At 71.3% G+C, this 19035-nt stretch carries 19 protein-coding genes; 11 read left to right on the top strand and 8 right to left on the bottom strand.

Translation table 11 applies throughout. The features are described 5' to 3' along the window. Positions 1–8 precede the first annotated feature (8 nt). On the top strand, positions 9–1715 hold the full coding sequence (locus PGH47_RS40505) for an FAD-dependent monooxygenase (RefSeq protein ID WP_443048602.1): 1707 nt from the start codon (positions 9–11) through the stop codon (positions 1713–1715). A gap of 195 nt (positions 1716–1910) precedes the next feature. Continuing rightward, the gene (locus tag PGH47_RS40500) at positions 1911–2579 is read left to right on the top strand and encodes a hypothetical protein (RefSeq protein ID WP_271667636.1); all 669 of its coding nucleotides are present in this window, start codon (positions 1911–1913) and stop codon (positions 2577–2579) included. Positions 2580–2675: 96 nt separating this feature from the next. Here the strand turns inward: PGH47_RS40500 and PGH47_RS40495 are convergent, their stop codons facing one another. After that, the gene (locus tag PGH47_RS40495) at positions 2676–3605 is read right to left on the bottom strand and encodes a DUF1353 domain-containing protein (protein WP_271667635.1); all 930 of its coding nucleotides are present in this window, start codon (positions 3603–3605) and stop codon (positions 2676–2678) included. A gap of 162 nt (positions 3606–3767) precedes the next feature. Then, positions 3768–4160, bottom strand: coding sequence for a VOC family protein (locus PGH47_RS40490; RefSeq protein ID WP_125524189.1), 393 nt, complete (start codon positions 4158–4160; stop codon positions 3768–3770). Positions 4161–4344: 184 nt separating this feature from the next. Here PGH47_RS40490 and PGH47_RS40485 point away from each other — a divergent pair, with 184 nt between their 5' ends. From PGH47_RS40485 to PGH47_RS40475, 3 genes are all read left to right on the top strand, one after another. Next, on the top strand, positions 4345–4878 hold the full coding sequence (locus tag PGH47_RS40485) for a PadR family transcriptional regulator (protein ID WP_271667634.1): 534 nt from the start codon (positions 4345–4347) through the stop codon (positions 4876–4878). A 114-nt stretch (positions 4879–4992) separates the two neighbouring features. Continuing rightward, positions 4993–6177 (top strand): DUF2306 domain-containing protein, encoded by a 1185-nt coding sequence (locus PGH47_RS40480; RefSeq protein ID WP_271667633.1) that lies wholly within the window; start codon positions 4993–4995, stop codon positions 6175–6177. 177 nt (positions 6178–6354) lie between these two features. After that, a complete protein-coding gene (locus PGH47_RS40475) occupies positions 6355–7233 on the top strand; it encodes a hypothetical protein (RefSeq protein WP_271667632.1) in 879 nt (292 codons plus the stop codon). 13 nt (positions 7234–7246) lie between these two features. Here the strand turns inward: PGH47_RS40475 and PGH47_RS40470 are convergent, their stop codons facing one another. The 3 genes from PGH47_RS40470 to PGH47_RS40460 all read right to left on the bottom strand — a co-directional run bounded on the left by PGH47_RS40470 (position 7247) and on the right by PGH47_RS40460 (position 9646). After that, a complete protein-coding gene (locus PGH47_RS40470) occupies positions 7247–8113 on the bottom strand; it encodes a GNAT family N-acetyltransferase (RefSeq protein WP_271667631.1) in 867 nt (288 codons plus the stop codon). 130 nt (positions 8114–8243) lie between these two features. After that, positions 8244–8963: a YoaK family protein gene (locus PGH47_RS40465; RefSeq protein ID WP_271667630.1), complete on the bottom strand. Its 720-nt coding sequence runs from the start codon at positions 8961–8963 to the stop codon at positions 8244–8246. Between the two features lie 41 nt (positions 8964–9004). Further along, positions 9005–9646 (bottom strand): nucleoside deaminase, encoded by a 642-nt coding sequence (locus PGH47_RS40460; RefSeq protein ID WP_271667629.1) that lies wholly within the window; start codon positions 9644–9646, stop codon positions 9005–9007. Positions 9647–9805: 159 nt separating this feature from the next. On the opposite strand from PGH47_RS40460, the gene PGH47_RS40455 reads away from it, so the two are divergent. Beyond that, positions 9806–11920: a SpoIIE family protein phosphatase gene (locus tag PGH47_RS40455; RefSeq protein ID WP_271667628.1), complete on the top strand. Its 2115-nt coding sequence runs from the start codon at positions 9806–9808 to the stop codon at positions 11918–11920. A 47-nt stretch (positions 11921–11967) separates the two neighbouring features. On the opposite strand, the gene PGH47_RS40450 is transcribed toward PGH47_RS40455, so the two are convergent. After that, complete coding sequence (locus tag PGH47_RS40450; RefSeq protein WP_271667627.1) at positions 11968–12762, bottom strand: SDR family NAD(P)-dependent oxidoreductase; 795 nt, start codon at positions 12760–12762, stop codon at positions 11968–11970. A gap of 238 nt (positions 12763–13000) precedes the next feature. Here PGH47_RS40450 and PGH47_RS40445 point away from each other — a divergent pair, with 238 nt between their 5' ends. Both PGH47_RS40445 and PGH47_RS40440 read left to right on the top strand, forming a co-directional pair. Beyond that, complete coding sequence (locus PGH47_RS40445; protein WP_271667626.1) at positions 13001–14374, top strand: chloride channel protein; 1374 nt, start codon at positions 13001–13003, stop codon at positions 14372–14374. 141 nt (positions 14375–14515) lie between these two features. Further along, positions 14516–15502, top strand: a complete 987-nt coding sequence (locus PGH47_RS40440; protein WP_271667625.1) for a YhjD/YihY/BrkB family envelope integrity protein — start codon at positions 14516–14518, stop codon at positions 15500–15502. 4 nt (positions 15503–15506) lie between these two features. On the opposite strand, the gene PGH47_RS40435 is transcribed toward PGH47_RS40440, so the two are convergent. Further along, positions 15507–16073 carry a TetR/AcrR family transcriptional regulator gene (locus PGH47_RS40435; protein WP_271667624.1) on the bottom strand — a complete coding sequence of 189 codons (567 nt, stop codon included), beginning with the start codon at positions 16071–16073 and terminating at the stop codon, positions 15507–15509. A gap of 86 nt (positions 16074–16159) precedes the next feature. Between PGH47_RS40435 and PGH47_RS40430 the strand changes: the two genes are divergently transcribed. Then, positions 16160–17083 carry an SDR family oxidoreductase gene (locus PGH47_RS40430; RefSeq protein ID WP_271667623.1) on the top strand — a complete coding sequence of 308 codons (924 nt, stop codon included), beginning with the start codon at positions 16160–16162 and terminating at the stop codon, positions 17081–17083. A 30-nt stretch (positions 17084–17113) separates the two neighbouring features. On the opposite strand, the gene PGH47_RS40425 is transcribed toward PGH47_RS40430, so the two are convergent. Beyond that, positions 17114–18073, bottom strand: a complete 960-nt coding sequence (locus PGH47_RS40425; RefSeq protein WP_271667622.1) for a GlxA family transcriptional regulator — start codon at positions 18071–18073, stop codon at positions 17114–17116. Between the two features lie 68 nt (positions 18074–18141). Between PGH47_RS40425 and PGH47_RS40420 the strand changes: the two genes are divergently transcribed. Both PGH47_RS40420 and PGH47_RS40415 read left to right on the top strand, forming a co-directional pair. After that, complete coding sequence (locus PGH47_RS40420; protein ID WP_271667621.1) at positions 18142–18519, top strand: putative quinol monooxygenase; 378 nt, start codon at positions 18142–18144, stop codon at positions 18517–18519. Between the two features lie 197 nt (positions 18520–18716). Then, the gene (locus PGH47_RS40415; RefSeq protein ID WP_271667620.1) at positions 18717–19031 is read left to right on the top strand and encodes a DUF4326 domain-containing protein; all 315 of its coding nucleotides are present in this window, start codon (positions 18717–18719) and stop codon (positions 19029–19031) included. Positions 19032–19035 lie beyond the last annotated feature (4 nt).

Here is a 19035-nt window from a genome sequence, read left to right as displayed (position 1 = left end):
GGTGGACGATGGAGGCGTGCCGCGAGGGGGGCCTGTGGCGGGAGACGCCGGTGGTGGACACGGACGTACTGATCGTGGGAGCTGGACCCGTCGGGTTGACCGCGGCGGCGGAACTGCGGCGACAGGGGGTCGCCTGCCGTGTCATCGACCGGCTTCCGGCCCGGTTGCCGTACGCCAAGGCCGTGGGCGTGCAGCCGCGGACCCTGGAGATCTGGGACCGGATGGGCATGGTCCGCGCCGCCCTCGAGGTAGCCGTGCCGATGCGCGGGCATGTGCTGTACGACGACGGCGTGGAGCAGGATCGCTTCGAGATACGGCTGCCGCCCGAGGTGCCGTACGGCTTCGCGGCCCTCCCCCAGTACGAGACGGAGCGCATCATCGAGGAGCAGCTCGCCCGCTTCGGCAGCGGGATCGAGCGGGGCACCGAGCTGGTGGGGTTCACGCAGGACGAGGACGGAGTGGTCAGCCGGATCGTCACGGCGTCCGGTGCCGAGCAGGAGGTGCGGTCGTGCTTCCTGATCGGCTGCGACGGGGCGCACAGCACCGTCCGCAAGGGGCTCGGGCTCGGCTTCGAGGGGGGTGCGTTTCCGGAGGAGTACATGCTCGCCGACGTGGAGGTGGACTGGGGCCTCCCCCAGGGCTACGGCGTACGCGCCACGCACCACGACGAGGACGGCCGTATCGACGATCTCCTGGTGTGCATCCCACTGCCCGGGGACCGTCGGTACCGCATGTCGATGCTGGTGCCGCCCGAGCTCTCGGCCAGTGGCGAAGGCACGTCGCACGACTCGGTCGCCCACGGGCTGGAAGGTGGGCGGGCTCCCGGACTCGGGCACATCCAGGCCGTCCTCGACCGGCTGTCGCCGGAGCCCACCACGGCGTCCGCCATGCGCTGGTCGTCGGTCTTCCGCATCAGTCATCGCCTCGTCGACCGGTACTCCGTCGGCCGGGTCTTCGTCGCCGGCGACGCCGCGCACATCCATCCGCCGACCGGAGCCCAGGGCATGAACACCGGCATCCAGGACGCCTACAACCTCGCCTGGAAACTGGCACTCGCGCTGGAAGGCGGGGCCCGTCCCCGGCTGCTCGACAGCTATGACGCCGAGCGTCGCCCGGTCGGTCAGGAGGTGGTGGGACGTACGGTCAAGCACGCCACCCAGGGCATCCGCGCGACGCCGGACGACATGACGACGGTGATGTTGCGCGAAGCCCAGTTGCTCGTCGCCTACCCGGGCAGCCCCCTGGTGGCGCCCGGCAACACGGGATCACCGGGCCCGCAGGCCGGTGAGCGTGCGCCCGACTGTGCCGGTCTCCTCGCGGGCGTGGCCTCGACGCCCCTGCGCCTGTACGACCTCCTGCGCGACCGCGGACACGTACTGGTGCTGTACGCCGACTCGGCCGACGCGCTCGCCTCGTGCCGGGAGGCCGCCGTCACCGGGTACCGGCTGGCCGGTGACCACATCACAGCGTTCGTGGTCAGCCGGGACGAGGTCACACCTCAGACCGTCCGCCAACCGGTCGACCCCGACGGTCTGCGCCTGCCCGTCTTCCGGGACGGCGCGGCGGAGTTCGCGCGGCTGTACGGCGTCGAGGCCCCGACGGCATTCCTCATCCGCCCGGACGGCTATCTGGGCGCCCGACTGTCACCGCTGACCGCTTCGGGCGCGGCATCCGCACTGTCCGACGCCCTCGGACGCGTCTTCCGACTGCCGTAGGGGCGCGGAGCGCCAAGAGAGGGCCCACCGGGCACCCCCGGGGGTGTCACCAGGGCCACCCACCGACCGGGGATCCAGGCCCGCCGATCGGGTGTTCAGGCCCAGGGACGGGACATGTCGCGGGCGGCAGGATTCAGGTCGTCGGAGAACGGACCGGCGACATCAATCCACCAACGGACCCTCGGGGGAACCCCAATGAACGAGACCTTCGCCAGGCGCGTGACAGGACTCGCCGGCATCGGCACCGCGGCCGCGCTGATCATCGAGGTACCGCTGTACTTCATCTACTCCGGCCCGCCGCCGGACTCCAACGTCCTGGCCAGGCTGCTGATCGCGATCATCGCGCTGGCGTTCCTGATCGTGTTCGTCACGGCCTTCCGCGAATTGGTGAAGCGGGTGAACCCGGCCTACGAGTGGGTGGGTTCGATGGCCTTCGCCGGCGGACTGGTCTACACGACGGTCACCCTCGTCTCCAGCGGGCTGGAAGCCGGCGCGGTCATCGCCGCCGACCACTCCATCGACCCGACCATCACCGTCAGCGGGACCTACATCCTCTACGGGTCGATCGGACGCCTGCTGCTGGCACTGTTCCTCGCCTCGGTGGGTTACGCCATCGCCCGCACGGAACTGCTGCCCCGCTGGACCAGCCGCTCCGCCTACGCCCTGGCCGGCCTCAATCTCCTCTTCGTGCCGTCCCTGTTCTTCGGTAACACCCCGGCGAACTTCTCCGCGGCGAACGGCTGGGGCACCACCGCCCTGATGGGCGCGATCCTCAGCTACTGGCTGCTCGCCCTCGGCATCTCCATCTACCGCAGCAGCACCCGGAGTTCGGTGCCGGCCGAGGCGACGCCGGTGCGGCACTGACACGGCCCGGTACGTCGGATGGGGTGCCCGGCTTCCCGGCCGGGCACCCCATCCGACGTACCCGGGAATCCCGGGTCGCCCACGGACCTCGGTCCATCACCGCGTGACGATCACCGTGACCACGAACCACACCAGCGCCGCCGGCATCCCCACGCACGCCAGCACTGCCGCCGCACGCGGCACGCTCCTCGTGAAGCGCTCGACCAACTGGTACAGCCCGGTGATGGCTAGCACCGCCACCGTGACGTGCAGCAGGACCGACAGGCTGACCCCCACGACCGCGCCGGCGATCCAGAGGTCCTTGCCCCAGAACAGCCGGGCGAGCAGCAGCGGGATCGCGATCGCGGCCGACAGCCCGTTGACGATCTCGACGAACCATGTCCGGTCGCCCATCCAGAGCTGTGTCGGACTGAAGGGGATCCGGATGTCGAAGAGGTCGAGGGTCGCCAGGACGCCGAGTGCCAGGATCAGTACGACGGTCAGGGCCGCGACCAGGCGGTGGTACCAAGCGCGGCTCTTCGTCCAGCCCGTTCCCCCGCCGTCGAGCATCGTCACCGTCGTCACGGCCGACCAGACCAGCCACCGCCTCACGAGCGCGGTCCCGGCGTCCGCCATGGCGTCCCGCAGCACACGGTCGGCCTCCACGCGCAGCACCACGTGGCTCTCGGTCGAGACGTACGTCGGATCGCCGGGAGGGTGGATCAGTCCGTCGTGCAGCAGCGTGGCCGGCAGATGGTTCCCGGTCTTGGGCACGAGCCAGGTGAAGAAGGCGGGGACGGAGGTCAGGTCGGTGCGGAAGGCGGCGGTCAGCCGGGGCACCAGCAGCTCGCCGAGGTGACGGTCCCGGTAGGCGATGCGGCGTTGCATCGCGAACTCCTCCTGGCCGCCGAGGACATGCCGGACGAGTTCGATCCGGGGATCCGCGTCGGGGTCGGGCGGAACTTCCGGTTGACCCGCGGTCGCGTCGACGCCACCGTCGTAGAACCTGCGCGGCTGCTCGGTGACCGGGTTCTCGGCTACGCCCATGCCTGCCTCCCTCTCGCCAAGGGGTCCTACCCCTGTTGTTCCGGCGAGCGGGTGCCCTTATCCGTCCTCCCGGCCGTCAATCGCCCGACCCGGGTCAGGCGAGGGGGCGGGCGCTTCAGGTGTTCAGGAGCTCCGGCTCCACGTAGGGCAGCGGGTGAGCGGTCAGTGTTCCTGGAGTACGGAGAGGACGTTTCCGGCAGGGTCGGTGAACCAGGCGATCGCCGCGGGGCCGCCGTTGCCGACACGGACGATGCCCTTCTCGTCGTGCTCGAATCCGGGGTAGCGCGTCAAGGACACGCCACGCCGCTGCAATTCGTCCACGGCTGCCTCGATGTCGTCGACCGGGAAGTTGAGGATCGTGAACGTCGCGGGGGTGTGCGTCGGCTTGGGATAGACGAAGACCTGCGTACCGCCGCCGAGCCGGAGGGTCAGCATGCGCATCTCCCCCTCACCGGTGTCCTCGACCTGGAGGCCGAGAGTCTCACCGTAGAACCGGCGGGCCTCGTCGAGGTCGTCGACCGAGAAGCCGCTGAAGGCCTGCGACTGTCCGAGCATGCCGTGTGTCTCCTTCACGGGTGAGCCGTCCTGTTGCCTCAGGGCACACCACCGGCGCCACGGCAGCTACGCGCGCCACGCGGACGGCGTCCGGATGGTGGCGCCTCCTTCACCCTTCCGAACACCCGCGCACGGGCACGCCCGCGCACTCTCCTGCCGTCACCTGGGGCGATACGGTCACCTCATGGCTGACGTGCGGTTGACGACCCCCTCTTATCTCGTGCTCGGGATCATCGACAAGCTGGGCGAGGCGAGTGCGTACGACGTGAAGGGCGAGGCGGCGCGCACGGTGGCGCCGTTCTGGTCGGTGCCGCACGCCCAGGTGTACGCGCAGTGCGACCGGCTGCTGGAGGCGGGGCTGCTGTCCCAGGTGCGGCAGGAGAGCGGGCGTAACCGGCGAGTGCTGACGCTCACGGACGAGGGGCGTGCCGCTCTTCAGGAGTGGCTCGGGGATCCGGAGTTCGTGCCCGTCGAGGCGAGGGAGCGCGGCATCCTCAAGCTGTGGTTCGGCGGACAGCCGGACGTGCTGGCTCCGGTCCAGGTCGACGAGCACCGGCGCACCCTGCGGTCGTACGAGGAACTCGCCGACGAGGTCGGGGAGTTGCTGACTGCCGGGCAGCGCGAGGCGCTGGAGTTCGGTATCCGCTACGAGCGGATGATGGTCGACTTCTGGGCGTGGGTGCGGCAGCGGGAGGACCGCACGTCCACGGATTCCTGACGATTTCCGACCGCCACGGACCGTTGACCTCGGCATTGGTCCCCTCTACCTTCTCGATAGTCCAATCTGGACTATTGGTTTCGGCCGTGCAGCGGCCATGAGCAGGAGGTCGCCGTGGGCCGTCCGACGAGCAGCACCTGGCGCCGTGGCGCCACGATCGCGGTGACCGTCATGTGTGTCGCGTACGCGCCGGTGGCGATGACCGAGCTGTGGCCGTACGCGAGCCCCGGCGCGCCCGCGTTCGGCGAGTGGCTGATGTCCCGCCTCGTCTCCCCGAGCTATGTCGCGGACGCGCTGGCCACCCGCATCGAGCCGTACCGGCACAGCCTGGTGCCGATGATCGTGCACTCGGTGCTCGGGGGCCTGCTCATGCTTCTGGGGCCCGCGCAGCTGCTGACGGCGGCCCGGCGGCGGATGCGTCTGCACCGCGTGCTCGGTGTGGTGTTCGCGGTGACGGTGTACGCCTCGATGGCGGGCGCCGGCCTGTACCTGGCGCGCACGGCGCCCGCGGACGCCTTCAGCGGGGCGGCGTTCTGGATCGTGCTCGCCACCATCCTGGTGGGCACCGTGATGAGCGTGACCTTCGGCATCCTGTCCGCCGTCGGCGGCTTCCCCGATCTGCACCAGCGCTGGATGCTGCTCTGCTACGGCTTTCTGCTGACCGCTCCCCTGCTTCGCCTGGAGTGGGGCGGCCTGCCGGTGCTGATGCCGGGGCTGTCGATGGCCGAGATCAACCAGGTGGCGATCATGCATCTGGGGTCGGTGGTCGCGTTCGGCGCGCTCATCGCCTCGCGCTCGCTCGACCGGCGCGCGACGGTCGACGGGGTGTCCGGTTCGTGGGCCCCGCTGCCGGTGCTGGCCGCCGCCCACTTGGCCGGCGCCGCCGCACTGGCCTGGATCGTGTACTCGTACCTCGACTTCGGCGCGGCGGGTCACCGTCTGCTGGCGGGCTACCTGCTGCCGTACGCCGTCACCTACGCCGTCATGGCCGCCGGCGCGAGGCGCGCCGCACGGCAGGGCCGCACCTGGGCCCGCGAGGAGTGGCGGCTGCACCTGACAGCGCTGTGCCTGGCGCCCGTGCTCTCGGCCGGTGCGACCCCGGTCTTCGAGCGCACTCTCGACCTGGATCACCACACGGCACTGGCCGCCGGCCTCGCCATCGGCTGCGGCGTTCTCGCCACCGCGGCCACCGCGGTGGCGAGCCTGCGCGTCATGTACGCCCGGGAGCTGCGCAAGCGATCGACCGCGGACTCCTCCTCAGCCGCATCGCCCTCGCGCATCTCCTCGCCCGTCTTGTAGCAGCCCGCCCTCTTGTAGCAGCCCGCCCTCTCGTAGCAGCCCGCCCTCTCGTAGCAGCCGGCAGTCTCGTCGCAGCCCGCTGACCCGGAGCCGTCAGCTGCCTCATTGCCGTCCGCCGCGATACGCGGTCACCGGTCGACGTACGTCCCCAGGTCCCCGCCCGGAAACGGAAACCTCATGACACAGGCAGCATCCGACGCCTCCGCCCGCGCAGCCGCCGGCGGACGCCCGCTGACCGCCGGAGTGGCCATGCTGGCCACCGCTGTGGCGGTGAACAGCCTTCTCGTGGGCGGACTTCTGGCGGCCGTCAGCCTCACCGGCCATGTCTTCGGCGCCTGGGCGTCCCCCGACTCGCTCAACCCGGGCCTGATCGGTGCCGCGATGCTGGGTACCGCGCCGGGCCTGTTCGCCGTCGGCCGGACGCGGCACTGGGAAGAAGCGCGCACCCTGCTCCACCCGTTGGCCGTCGTCCTGGTCGGCCTGTTCACCGTGACCATGCTCAATGCCGGCGGGCTCTACATCGCCGAGGGCGGGCCCGTCCTGTCCGTGCTGTTCAGCCTCGGCTGGATATTCGTCCTGGGGCTGTTCTGCGCGTGGGCGATGATCGCTCTGGTCCTGCAACACCGGGTCCCGGCTCAGCAGCGCGGTACGGCTGCCGCCCCGCTGCCCGCCTGGTCCAAACCGCCGCTGGCGGTGCTGGGTTCGGCCTGGCTGGGCATCGGCACGGGCTTGCTGATCCGGCCGGGCTTCTGGGCCGACTTCGTCCCCTGGGACACCAGTCGCCTCGACGCACAGGCACTCGGCGTGTGGGCGCTCGCGCTCGGAGTCGGCGTCCTGGGTGCCCTCGCCGAGGACGACCTGACCCGCACCCGCCCGGCCCTCCTCGCGCTGCCCGGCACCGCGGCCACCATGACCGTCGTCCTGGCCGCCCGCGCGGCGCACGTCGATTGGACCTCCGGCCCGGCCCTCAGCCTCGTCTGCATGGTGGCGGGTCTGCTGTGCGCGGGCGCGAGCGGACACTTCCTGCTGAAGCGGTCCGCCGCTCTCCGCGACTGATCCGACGCGGCCGCTACGCGTCCCGGCGGCGGTCCCGGACCTCGGGTCTCGGCTCGAAGCCGGCCGACCTGTAGGTGGCTACGGCGCCGACGTTGGAGCTCGGCGTGCACACGATCGCGCTCGACGAGCCAAGCTCCTGGAGTGCGGCCGCCGCGGCGACGGTGATCGCCCTGCCGTGGCCGCGACCGCGATGGCTCCGAGCCACGCCCATCGGCTCCAGCAGGCCGGGCTTGCCCCGACCGGCCGACCACACCGTCACCGCCGCCACCGCGTCGCCACGGTCGTCGTACGCGACGAGACACCGGGCGTCGGCGTACAGCACTCCGCTCGCCATCGCGTGCCAGCGCTCGTCCGTGAACGTCGAGCTGTTGAACGACGCCCGCTGTACGGCCGCTCGTACGTGCGCCTGCTCCGGTCCGATCACCTCGATCCGCACGCCCGGGTCCTCCACCGGCTCGGCGAGGTCGCGACGCAGCGGCGTCCACGGTTCGTCGACGTCCCAGCCGTTCTCGGCCAGGAGCTCCTGGACGAGTGCGGCCATGGGCGCCTCGATGCAGGCCTTGCCCTCCCCGAACACACCGTGTTCCGTCCCGGACACGTCCTTGACCAACTGCCGCGCCAGCTCCTCATCCCGGTGGGCGTCGGGTGCGATCGTCAGTCGGAGCAGGTCGGGGCCGTCCAGCAGCCCGACTGCGAGAATGCTCCCGCCCCGGCTCCAGGTCCGGACCGCCTCGGCCGTCGCGTCGGGACCGAACCGCCAGAACCAGCCCAGGTCCCCCGGATGCAGTTGCATGGGCGCCCCTTCGTACTGCCACTCCCGCAGCACACCCACGGTCCCGCTCAACCCGTCGACTCCCGGCCTGCTCAACGCGATCGTCATGCCGTCGATGACACACCACCGCGCTGACGCGCCGCACCTGGTTTCCGGCCGGGCGTGCCGCCAGTCGACGCGCGCGTGTCGAAAACGTCCGCCGGAGCTCAGCAGGACGTACCGCGCGGGCACTCGGCCCTCAACTGCCGCCCGAGTCACGGCGCATGCGGATCATCGGCGCGGCGGCCGTCAGGATGGCGCACACCACCAGCACCACGGGCAGCACGCCGGCCCACCCCCGGGCCTCACGGAGGAGCAGCATGGAGATCCCCGCCCCCACCATCAGCGCGGTCAGCTGCGCGGGCACCCAGCGATCCGTGCGGCCCGTTCCCACGCCCCGCACGATGTACGTGGCGAGCGTCCCGGTCAGATAGGTGGTCGGTGACGCGGCCCGCCCGGCCGCGACCATGGCCGCAGACTGGACACCCATCGTCGCGGCGGCACCGAACTGCAGGGCGTCCCGCGCGGTTTGCCCCGGCGTTCCGCCGAGAGCAGCCCAGATCACGGCGCCGGCCGCCAGTACGACCGCCTCGCCGGCCAGACAGAACATCACCGGCTCGGGCCAACACGTTCCCGCGTCCCCGCTCCGGCGGGTGAGTCGGGCGGTCACGGCAGCGCCCAGGGCGAACCCCGCCAGCGCCAGCACCGCCGCGGTCACGCCCGTCGCCTGCCCCCGGCCGATCGCCATCCCGAGCAGGGCGAGATTGCTCGTCATCACTCCGGCGAAGACGTGCTCCAGCGCGGTGAAGGAGATGGCTTCCACCGCCCCGGACGCGGCGACCAGAAGGACAAGGGCGAGGTGCAGGGCCGTCCCCCGTTCCGGATGCTCGTCGGCACGCCCACCGCGCTCGTCACTCACAGTGCCCGAGCATAACTATCAGTACGGCGCGACTGTCGCCTCTACCGGTCGGTCACGCCCGGCGCGTCCGGGAGGCTTTCGCGCAGCCGTTGGGCCTCCCGGAAGAGGCGGTTGGTGTGGTTCGCGAGGACACCGCCCAGGAGCAGCCGCGGGGTGTAGAAGGAGCTCGCCGCGTCGGCCACCTGGCGTGCGGTCAGGTCGATCTGAATGATCCCGGTGCCGCGGATGTCGTCGATCGAGCTGGCCCAGACGACTCGCCGCAGGTTCGCCCACGCCATCGCGCTCATGCACATCGAGCAGGGCTCGCCCGTGGTGTAGAGGGTGGCGTCGGCCCAGCCCTGATTGCCCTGCCGACGCACGTAGTCGTTCATGGCGACCACTTCGCCGTGCAGCAGCGGACTGTCCGTCCCGGTGTTGACTCCGCCCCCCAGGATCTCGCCGGTGCGGGTGTGCACGATGACCGCGCCGAAGGGCCACTTGGGGTTCTTGCGGGCCTGCTCGACGGCCAGCCACATGAAGCGCTCATGGCCGACGCCGGCATGCCGCTCCGTCACGGCACTCGCCTCGGCGTCCGGGCGGGCGTACGCCTGCCGGCGCATGCCCTGGGGGAGGGCGAACGGCACCGCGGCGCCCGTCACCACTACTCCGCACCTGCCGAGGAACCGACGCCTGCCCGAGTCCATACGCTTCTCCTCACCTGACACCGCCGACTTCGCAAGGTAACCGGATCATCACAGCCGGCGTCCAGGGCGCGACGCTCCGAACCCCGCGCATCTGATCCACATGCCTGAGCCCCGGCTCGGGCTTAGCGTTCTTGATATGGGCGTTAGGTTTTGCGCCGCATGACCGGGGCCGGTGAGACGCCGACAGGTGTTGCTGATCCGCTCGGTGAGGCCTTGGCTGCGGCTGTGCAGCGCACCGGTGCCAGGTACGGGGGCGTATACGTACTGGACCCGGCCGAGGAAGTGCTGGGGCTGATCACGCTGTGCGGGATCCCGGTGGACGCCTTCGCGCCCTGGTGGCGCACCGCGTATGCCGCCCATGGCCCCGCCCAGGACTCGGTGCGCAACGAGCGCATCGTCTGGGTGAGTTCCCTGGAGGAGCTGGCGCGCTGCTACCCGCGCGTCGCGGCGAGCCTCCCCTATGAGATCGCGTTCGCCATGGTCCCGCTCAGAGGCGTCCGGCACTGCCGGGGCACGATGCTGCTGCTGTGGGCCCCGGACCGCTCTCCCCGTCTCAGCCCTCGTGAGCGCGGACGTATGGCCTCCGCCGCGCGCCGGGTCGCCCGGGTGCTGAACTCGGCCTCCTCCGCACCCGCCATTCCGGACCGTCCGCACTTCGTCCGGCCCCACCACTCGGACACGAGCGCTCAGTCCGCGCACGAGGCGGCCACCCTCGTCGAGCGCCTCCCCGTCGGCACCCTCTCCCTCGATCTCGCGGGGCGGGTCACCTACGTCAACACGGCCGCCGCGAGCCTGCTGGGCAGTCCCCCGGAGCAGTTGCTGGGCACCGAGCCGTGGATGTCGCTGCCGTGGCTCGACAACATCGCGTACATGGACGCGTACCGGATCGCGATGAGCAGTCGTGAGCCTCTCGGACTGACCGTCCTGCGCCCCCCGGACCAGTGGCTCGACCTGCGGCTCCACACGGACGACACCGGGACCAGCATCCTGGTCACGCCCGACCATTCGTCCAGGCCCATCGGCACGCGGCCGGCCTCCACCGGCGCTCCGCCGGACAGCCGTATCCATCTCCTGATGGGCCTGGCCGCCGCACTGACGGAGACCGTCGGTGTCCAGGACGTCGTCGATCTGGTCGGTGACCAGATCCTGCCCGCCTTCGGCGCCCACGGCATGATCATGTCCACCGCCGACGCCGGCCGTATCCGGATCATCGGATACCGCGGCTACGAGCCGGCCGTCATCGACCAGTTCGACGGCATGCCCACGGACGCCGACCTCACGCCCGCCGGGCATGCGCTGGCCACCGGCGCCTCGTCGTTCTTCGCCGACCGCGGCGAGCTGGCCCATCTCTATCCGAGGGCGCCGCAGATCAGCGACAAACAGGCGTGGGCGTTCCTGCCGCTGCTCAGCTCCGGGCGCCCCATCGGTTGTCTCCTCATCGCCTACAACCACCCGCACACGTTCCCGGTCGCCGAGCGTTCCATCCTCACGCCGCTCGCCGGTCTCATCGCCCAGGCCCTGGACCGCGCAAGGCTCTACGACGCCAAGCACGGACTCGCGCTCGCCCTTCAGCAGACCCTTCTGCCCCAGGCGCTGCCCAGCGTCACCGGACTCGAGGTCGCCGCGCGCTACTTCCCGGCCGGGCAGGGCATGAACATCGGCGGAGACTTCTACGACCTCATCCGCCTGACCAACACCACTGCCGCCGCGGTCATCGGAGACGTGCAGGGCCACGACATGATGGCGGCCGCCCTCATGGGCCAGGTCCGGATGGCCGTCCACTCCCACGCCACCGCCGGAGCCGCTCCCGACGAGGTCCTCATCCACACCGAGCGCGACCTCGCCGACCTCAACGCCAGCCGTTTCGTCTCCTGCCTCTACGCCCACCTCGACCTGGCCCGCCAGGAGGTGTCCCTCGCCAGCGCCGGGCACCCTCCCCCGCTGCTGCGGCACGCCGACAACAAGGCCGAGGTCATCGACATCAGTCCGGGTCCCCCGCTCGGCGTCGGCGCGGGCGCCCCCTCGTACCCGGTCACCACGCTGCCCCTGCTCCCGGAGACACTCCTCGCGCTCTACACCGACGGCCTCGTCGAGGATCCCGGCACCGACATCACCCGGACCATCGCCGACCTCGCCCGCCACCTAGGTGAGTCGGGCGACCTCCCGCTGCACCAGCTCGCGGACAGCCTCGTCCAGCACACCCGCCGCACCAACCAGCCCATCGACGACATCGCCCTGCTGCTGCTCCAGCCCAATCGGCTCGTGGAGGCATGAGCATGCATGGGTTCACCGGTGACGGCCTAGCATGAGCACCGCCGAGGTCACGGCAGGATCGAGTCGACGTATCCGCCGTCCACGCGCAGTGCGCCGCCCGTGGTGGCCGAGGCCTGGTCGGAGCTGACGTAGACCACCATGTTCGCGATCTCCTCCGGTTCGATCAGGCGTTGCAGCAGGCTCTGCGGCCGGTGTTTGCGCATGAAGGCGCGCTGGGCCTCGTCCCAGGGCAGGCTGCGGTCCACGAGTTCGTAGACGAAGTCCTCCACCCCGCCCGTGTGGGTGGGCCCGGCGATGACCGAGTTCACCGTCACGCCGGTGCCGGCGGCCTGCTTGGCGAAGCCCCGGCTGACCGCGAGGAGTGCCGTCTTGGACATGCCGTAGTGGATCATCTCGGCCGGGGTGACGATCGCCGAGTCGCTGGCGATGTACTGGACCCGGCCCCAGCCCCGCTCGGTCATGCCCGGAAGGTACGACCGCGTCAGCCGTACGGCGGAGAGCACGTTCACCTCGAAGTAACGACGCCACTCCTCGTCGCTGATCTCCAGCGGGTCCGCGGCGCCGAAGATGCCGAGGTTGTTCACGAGGATGTCGACGTCCGGGAGCATCCCGGCGACCTGGTCGGCGCCCTCCTGCGTGGTCACGTCCGCGGCCACGGGCACCCACTCGGCGCCCGGTACCTGCTTGGCCAGTTCGGCCACGCTCTGCTCCACCCGCTCGGGGCTGCGGCCGTTGACGCCCACACGGGCACCCGCTCGGGCGAGGCCGGCGGCGATCGCCGCTCCGATGCCCTGGGTGGATCCGGTGACCAGCGCGGTGCGCCCCTTCAGATCGATCTGCATGCCTCGCAGCCCCTTTCGCGTGCGGTCGCACAGGTGGATGTGCTTCTTGGGTACCCGAGAGATCCGATGCATACGCGCTCTACATGCATACGCCGCAAATAGCCGTACGCGCTCAATGGGCTTGCGCCGTCGAAGGGGCCGGAAGGCTCCGCGTGGACATGCAAGGGGCCGGGCCCGGTGCTGCAATGACTCAGGACGCTGTTCCTCGGACGGCGACGGACACGGGAGGAACGGGGTCGTGCCTGATGCGGGGTCTGCGGCTGCGCCGGCCGCCGGTACACAGCCGGAAGAGGCCGACCTGTTGCGTGAACTGCTGCGGAGCCCGGCCTATCAGAAGGCGCTCGTCTTCTCCGCACTGATCGGCATCCCGGTCTCCCTGCTCGCGTTCTGGTTCCTGGCCGCCGTGCACCAACTGGAGCACGCGCTGTGGGCCGACCTCCCCTCGGCGCTGGGGTGGGACACCCCTCCCTGGTGGTGGCCGTTGCCGCTGCTCGCGATCGCCGGCGCCACCGTCGCGCTCGTGGTCAGGTACCTGCCTGGAGCCGGCGGTCATATTCCGGCCGTCGGTCTGCACTCTCCGGGTCAGGGTGCGTCCGCCCTGCCGGGGGTCGTCATCGCGGCCTTCGCCAGTCTGCCGCTCGGCGCCACGCTCGGCCCCGAAGCGCCGCTGATCGCGCTCGGCAGCGGTCTGGCCCTGCTCTTCGCCCAACTGGTGCGCGCCCCGGTGACCCCGCGAAGCACCCCGCTTCTGGCGGCGGCCGGCGCCGCCTCCGCGCTTCCCGCGATCTTCGGCAACCCGCTGATCGGAGCGGTCATCCTCATCGAGGTGGCCGGAGTGGGCGGCCCGCAGCTGTTCGCCGTCATGCTTCCGGCGCTGCTGGCCAGCGGGATAGGCTCACTCGTCTTCACCGGGTTCGGCCGCTGGACCGGCCTGTCGACCGGCAGTCTGTCGCTCGACCTGACCGCGCCGTCGCCCCGGATCGACGCGGGCGACGTGCTCTGGTCCATCCTCATGGCCGTCGTGATCGGGTTCGCCCTGCACCTGATCATGAACACCGGGCGACTGACCGCGTTGTTCGTCTCGAAGCGCACGATCGCGCGTACGACGGCCTGCGCGCTGGCCGCCGGGGCGTGCGCGGCGGTGTACACGCTGATCACCGACCGGTCGCCGATGGACGTGGCGTCGTCCGGGCAGGGCACGCTGGGCCAGTTGGCCCACGATCCGCACTCCTGGGGCGTGGGTGCGCTGATCGCCGTACTGCTGTTCAAGGCGACGGCGTACTCGCTCTGTCTGGGCAGTCTGCGTGGTGGCCCCATCTTTCCGTCGCTCTTCCTGGGGGCCGCGGCGGGCGTACTCCTCGCGCCGTTGCCCGGGTTGGGTGTGGTGCCAGGGCTGGCGGCGGGCATGGCGGCCGCTTCCGCCGCCGCGCTGCGGCTTCCGGTGAGCAGTGCGGTGCTGGTCGTCCTCGTCATGGGAAGCGCCGAGATGACGCCCGTGGTGTTGCTGTCGGCCGTGGTGGCTTTCGTGACCGTCCAACTGCTGCCGCCGGGCCGTGCCGTTCCTGTGCCGGGGAAGGCGGCCACGCCGTCCGACCAGGCCGCCGCCTCCTGACCTGCACGGCCGAGGGTGCCATGACCCGGTTCCTCACGCACTCTTGAGGTGGGAAGGAGCGTCGATGAAGACTTCGGCAGACGCGCCGTCGGCGGCGGGGGCCCCGGCACCCTGCCCCGGTTCCCCCCGCACCGGTGTCTGATGAGCCCCGGGGGCACGGGCGCGGAGTCCGGCTCCGACGCGCCGTCGAACCGGCCCGAAGGCGACCCGCATTCTCGGACCCCGGCCCTGCTGCGCGCGTCGTGGTGGCGTGACCGTACGCAGCGGTTGACGGCGTGGCTGCATGCCGTCCACGCGCGCCTGGAGAGCCGCTTCCCGGTGATCACGGGGCTCGTCGACCGGCTGGTGTCCGTGAACATCTTCGACTCCGCGACCCGCATCGCGGCGCAGTGTTTCCTGACCGCGGTCCCGCTGCTGTTCGTGTTCGGTGCGTACGCGCCGGAGGCGGTGCAGGACCAGGTCGCGACGTCGGTGAGTTCCGTGTTCGGTCTGACGGGAGACTCGAAGGCCCAGGTGGAGCAGGCGTTTGCGCCGGCCGGCGACGATCTGCGCCAGGCGACCGGCCTGGTGGGCGTGCTGATGGTGCTGCTGTCGGCCACCGCGGTGAGCCGCGCGGTGCAGCGGCTGTGCAGACGGGCCTGGGTGCTGTCCCGCACGGAGTCGAAGGTCGCTCCGTGGCGGTGGCTGGCGTGGATCGTCCTGTGGCTCGGCGCGCTGATCCTGCAAGGCCTGCTGCACAACGGGTTCGGTCGGGGGGCCGAGATCGGCGCTCCGGTCATCCTCGTCATCCAGGTGGCCATGTGGTGGTGGACGCAGCATCTGCTGCTGGGCGGTGCCGTCCGCTGGCCGCCCCTCCTGCCGGGTGCCGTCATCACGGCGCTCGCGGTCAGCGCCCTGTCCGTGACCGCGCACTTCTACATGCCGCGAGCCCTCAACCGGGCGCTGGCCGGCTACGGTCCCGCGGGTTCGGTCTTCGTTCTGCTGTCCTGGCTGATCGTGGTGTGCGTGGCCGTCGCCATCGGCCTCAGCGTGGGCGCCGTGCTGTCCCAGGAGACGCCCCTCAGGCGACGCCTGGGTACGCCGAAGTCACCCCCCGGCGTACCCGAGGACGGCGACCGAAAGTCCTGACCGCCTAGGCGCCCGCGGTCACGGCCTTGAGCTCCGCCAAGGACTCGCGCATCGCCCGCGCCAGGGTCCCGTCCTCGGGGTCCGCGGTCCATCTCTCGAAGCCGACCTTGAACACGGCGACACCGGCCTCGGCGGTCAGGCTCGCCGCCGGCTCGCCGACGCCGCGTCGGCGCAGGGCGTCGGCGAGCGCGGCCGACAGCGAGGAGAGCTTGATGAGTTCGCGTTCCTGGAGTTCCGCGTTGGCCACGATGACGGCCTGACGCCGCCGGGAGTGCTCGCGGCGATCGACGAACACCGTGCCGACGGCCTCCAGGCCGGCCGCCACGGCGTCGATCGGCGCCGCGGACTCGGGGGCCTCGGCGACGGCGTTCACGAAGAGTTCCTGCAACGACCCGGAGCCGTCGAACAGCACCTCGCGCTTGTCGGCGTAGTGCCGGAAGTAGGTCCGCTCCGTGAGGCCCGCCCGCTTGGCGATCTCCGCCACCGTCGTCTGCTCGTAGCCCCGCTCACTGTAGAGCTCCAACGCCGCTTTCGCCAGGCGTTCGCGCGCGTTCGGCTCCCATCTACCCATGCGCAGATCCTACGCGATGGCAGTCACTGACATCAGGTGGTAGCGTCGATGACAGTCACTGACATCAATCGTTGAGGGACATTCCCATGCGCATCTTCGTCACCGGCGCCTCCGGCTGGATCGGCTCCGCCCTCGTGCCCGAACTCATCGACGCGGGGCACCAGGTCCTCGGGCTCGCTCGCTCCACCGCCTCCGCCGAGGCCCTCACCGCGACCGGAGCCGAGGTGGTCCGCGGCACCGTGGACGACCTCGACCTTCTGCGCACGACCGCCGCCACCTCGGACGGGGTGGTTCACCTCGCCTTCAAGCACGACGTCGCCTTCACCGGCGACTACAAGGGCGCCGCCGAGGCGGACCGCCGCGCCGTCGACACCTTCGGCGACGCGCTGGCCGGCAGCGACCGCCCGTTCGTCCTCGCCTCGGGGCTGGCCGGCCTGAAGCCGGGACAGGTGTCGACCGAGCGGGACCTGCCCACGATCGACGGCTCGCCCACGTCTCTGCGCGCGGTCACCTCCACCGCGGCTCTGGCACTCGCCTCACGCGGAGTGCGCTCGTCCGTGGTGCGCCTCGCTCCGACCTGCCACGGCGAGGGGGACAACGGGTTCATGGCGACACTGGCGGGCATCGCCCGCGCCAAGGGGGTGTCCGGCTACATCGGCGACGGCGCCAACCGCTGGGCCGCCGTCCACCGCCTGGACGCCGCACGGCTGTTCCGCCTCGCGGTCGAGAAGGCCCCCGCCGGGGCCGTGCTGCACGGTGCCGCCGAGGAGGGCGTCGCCATCCGTGACGTGGCCGAAGTGATAGGCCGTCACCTCGGTGTGCCGGTGACTTCCGTGGCCCCGGAGGCCGCCACCGAGCACTTCGGCTGGCTCGGCGCCTTCCTGGGTCTCGACGCATCGGCGTCGAGCGCCCTGACGCAGGAGTCGCTGGACTGGCGCCCGACCCGGCCCGACCTGCTCGAAGACCTGGCCGAGGGGCACTACTTCAACGGCTCGGCCGGCGCCGCCTGACCGACCGGCCACGGCTGCGGTCCCCTCGGGTCATCGTCCCCGTAGCGAGCCGGCCGTCTCCCCGGTGCGCTCGCGGAGCAGGATGCGCAGGGTGTTGGGGTGCTCGTAGCCGACCTTGCGGGCGATGACCTCCAGGGGCAGATCCGTGGTGCGCAGCAGGTGGGAGGCCTGCTCGACGCGCAGGTCCTGGACGAAGCGGACGGGTGAGGTGCCGAGCGTGCGGCGCACGGCGCGCTGGAGCGTGCGTTCGCTGACGCCGACGGCCCGTGCCGCGTCGGCGATCGAGATCGGCTGGTCCAGGTGCACCCGCGCCCAGCGCTCGAAGGCGGCCAGCGTCGGATCGCTCTGCGCGAGCGCCGAGGAGATCGTGTATGCCGCCTGCGAGGGGCGTTCGTCGACGACGAGGTAACGCGCGACCAGGTCCGCGAGGGCCGGGCTGCTCATCCTCACGATCGCGAGCGCGAGGTCGACGTGCCCGAACGCGGCCCCGGCCGTGGTCACCCCCTCGGACGTGGTGACCATGCGGCTCTCGTCGACCGTGACCGCGGGGTAGCGCTTGCGGAAGTACGGGGCGAGCCACCAGCTGGTCGTGGCCGTGCGCCCGTCGAGGATCCCCGACTCGGCCAGCAGGAACGTGCCCGTGCAGGCGGACGCGACGGGCGTACGGCGGGCGCGCGTCGCGGCCACCAGCCGTCGGACGGGCTCGGCGTCCGGGCCGGAGACGTGCGCGATCAGGGCGTCGGGCCGCCGCTCGGCGAGCGCGGGCACCAGCAGCAGGTCCGCGTCCTTCGCGGTGCCCACGGGGAGCGTCTCGACCAGGTGCCCGGCTCCGGTACGGATCCGGCGCCGGAAGCCGACGGTGGACACCTGCCAGGCGGGCGGCGGCTTCGGCAGTTCCGAGCGCATCGCGTTCGCCCCGTCGAGGACGGCGAGGACGGCGGAGAGCCCGGAGTCGAACACACCGTCGTACGCCAGCACCGCCACATCCATGACGGAAACGATATCGGACGCGTCGTTTCCGACACTGGGCGCGGCCGACCGTGCGGCATAGCTTTTCGGTGTCCGGACAACAGCCGGTGCCCGGTACCGGCACCGCGATCACCACGTTCACCGATGAGCACAGACAGGAGTACGGCATGACGAAGCTGGGGCTGCTTGCCCGGATCGAGGCCAAGCCGGAGTACGCCGAGAAGGTGGAGGGCCTGCTGCGGGACGCCCTGGAGCTGGCGCGGCAGGAGGACCACACCGTCACCTGGTTCGCCTTCCGGCAGGGCGACACCACCTTCGGCGTCTTCGACACCTTCGAGGACGAGGAGGGGCGTCAGGGGCACCTCCAGGGGCGGATCGCCGCGGCGCTGATGGAGGCCGCCGGGACCATGCTCAGTGAGGCGCCGGACATCAGGCCGGTCGACCTGCTGGCGGTCAAGCTTCCCTGACCCGACCGCCGGGCGGCCGCGCGCCGCCCCGCGCTGCCGCCCGGCACCCTCACCCGCCGAACGGCCACGAACGGGCCGACCGAGGAAGGACAGGCCATGGCACAGCCCGCCACATACCCGTCGCCGTTGCGCGCACCGCACCGCCGCCTGAGCCGGGCTCGCTTCGCCCGGCGCGGACGGAGCGCACCATGAACGGCATGAGCCGGACCACGGTCGTCAACATGAAGGGGCATCGCGACGACCCCGACTACGCGGACGTCGTCTACGTCGGCCGCGCGATGCACCGCGGTGGCTGGGACCTCGCGGGCTCTCCGCTCGCGAGTCCCTTCCGGCCGGGACGGGACGGCACCCGGGAAGCGGTGGTCGAGAAGTACCGGGCCCATCTGCTGAGCCGTCCCGACCTGCTCGCCCTGCTGCCCGGCCTGCGCGGCCGAAGGCTCGGCTGCTGGTGCGTCCCGCAGGCGTGCCACGCCCAGGTCATCGCCGAACTGGCCGACTCGCCCGGGTCGTAGCCGA

This window comes from Streptomyces sp. HUAS 31 (assembly GCF_028198125.1).
Lineage (GTDB): Bacteria > Actinomycetota > Actinomycetes > Streptomycetales > Streptomycetaceae > Streptomyces > Streptomyces chartreusis.
Note: the sequence above shows the minus strand (reverse complement) of the source record. Positions and strands in the feature narration are given on the sequence as shown.

What these genes read in the sequence shown, in the direction of transcription:
- PGH47_RS40505 (WP_443048602.1), top strand. Translation starts at nt 9, where the DNA reads ATGGAGGCGTGCCGCGAGGGGGGCCTGTGGCGGGAGACGCCGGTGGTG.
- PGH47_RS40500 (WP_271667636.1), top strand. Translation starts at nt 1,911, where the DNA reads ATGAACGAGACCTTCGCCAGGCGCGTGACAGGACTCGCCGGCATCGGC.
- PGH47_RS40495 (WP_271667635.1), bottom strand. Translation starts at nt 3,605, where the DNA reads ATGGGCGTAGCCGAGAACCCGGTCACCGAGCAGCCGCGCAGGTTCTAC.
- PGH47_RS40490 (WP_125524189.1), bottom strand. Translation starts at nt 4,160, where the DNA reads ATGCTCGGACAGTCGCAGGCCTTCAGCGGCTTCTCGGTCGACGACCTC.
- PGH47_RS40485 (WP_271667634.1), top strand. Translation starts at nt 4,345, where the DNA reads ATGGCTGACGTGCGGTTGACGACCCCCTCTTATCTCGTGCTCGGGATC.
- PGH47_RS40475 (WP_271667632.1), top strand. Translation starts at nt 6,355, where the DNA reads ATGACACAGGCAGCATCCGACGCCTCCGCCCGCGCAGCCGCCGGCGGA.
- PGH47_RS40470 (WP_271667631.1), bottom strand. Translation starts at nt 8,113, where the DNA reads ATGACGATCGCGTTGAGCAGGCCGGGAGTCGACGGGTTGAGCGGGACC.
- PGH47_RS40460 (WP_271667629.1), bottom strand. Translation starts at nt 9,646, where the DNA reads ATGGACTCGGGCAGGCGTCGGTTCCTCGGCAGGTGCGGAGTAGTGGTG.
- PGH47_RS40455 (WP_271667628.1), top strand. Translation starts at nt 9,806, where the DNA reads ATGACCGGGGCCGGTGAGACGCCGACAGGTGTTGCTGATCCGCTCGGT.
- PGH47_RS40450 (WP_271667627.1), bottom strand. Translation starts at nt 12,762, where the DNA reads ATGCAGATCGATCTGAAGGGGCGCACCGCGCTGGTCACCGGATCCACC.
- PGH47_RS40440 (WP_271667625.1), top strand. Translation starts at nt 14,516, where the DNA reads ATGAGCCCCGGGGGCACGGGCGCGGAGTCCGGCTCCGACGCGCCGTCG.
- PGH47_RS40435 (WP_271667624.1), bottom strand. Translation starts at nt 16,073, where the DNA reads ATGGGTAGATGGGAGCCGAACGCGCGCGAACGCCTGGCGAAAGCGGCG.
- PGH47_RS40430 (WP_271667623.1), top strand. Translation starts at nt 16,160, where the DNA reads ATGCGCATCTTCGTCACCGGCGCCTCCGGCTGGATCGGCTCCGCCCTC.
- PGH47_RS40425 (WP_271667622.1), bottom strand. Translation starts at nt 18,073, where the DNA reads ATGGATGTGGCGGTGCTGGCGTACGACGGTGTGTTCGACTCCGGGCTC.
- PGH47_RS40415 (WP_271667620.1), top strand. Translation starts at nt 18,717, where the DNA reads ATGAGCCGGACCACGGTCGTCAACATGAAGGGGCATCGCGACGACCCC.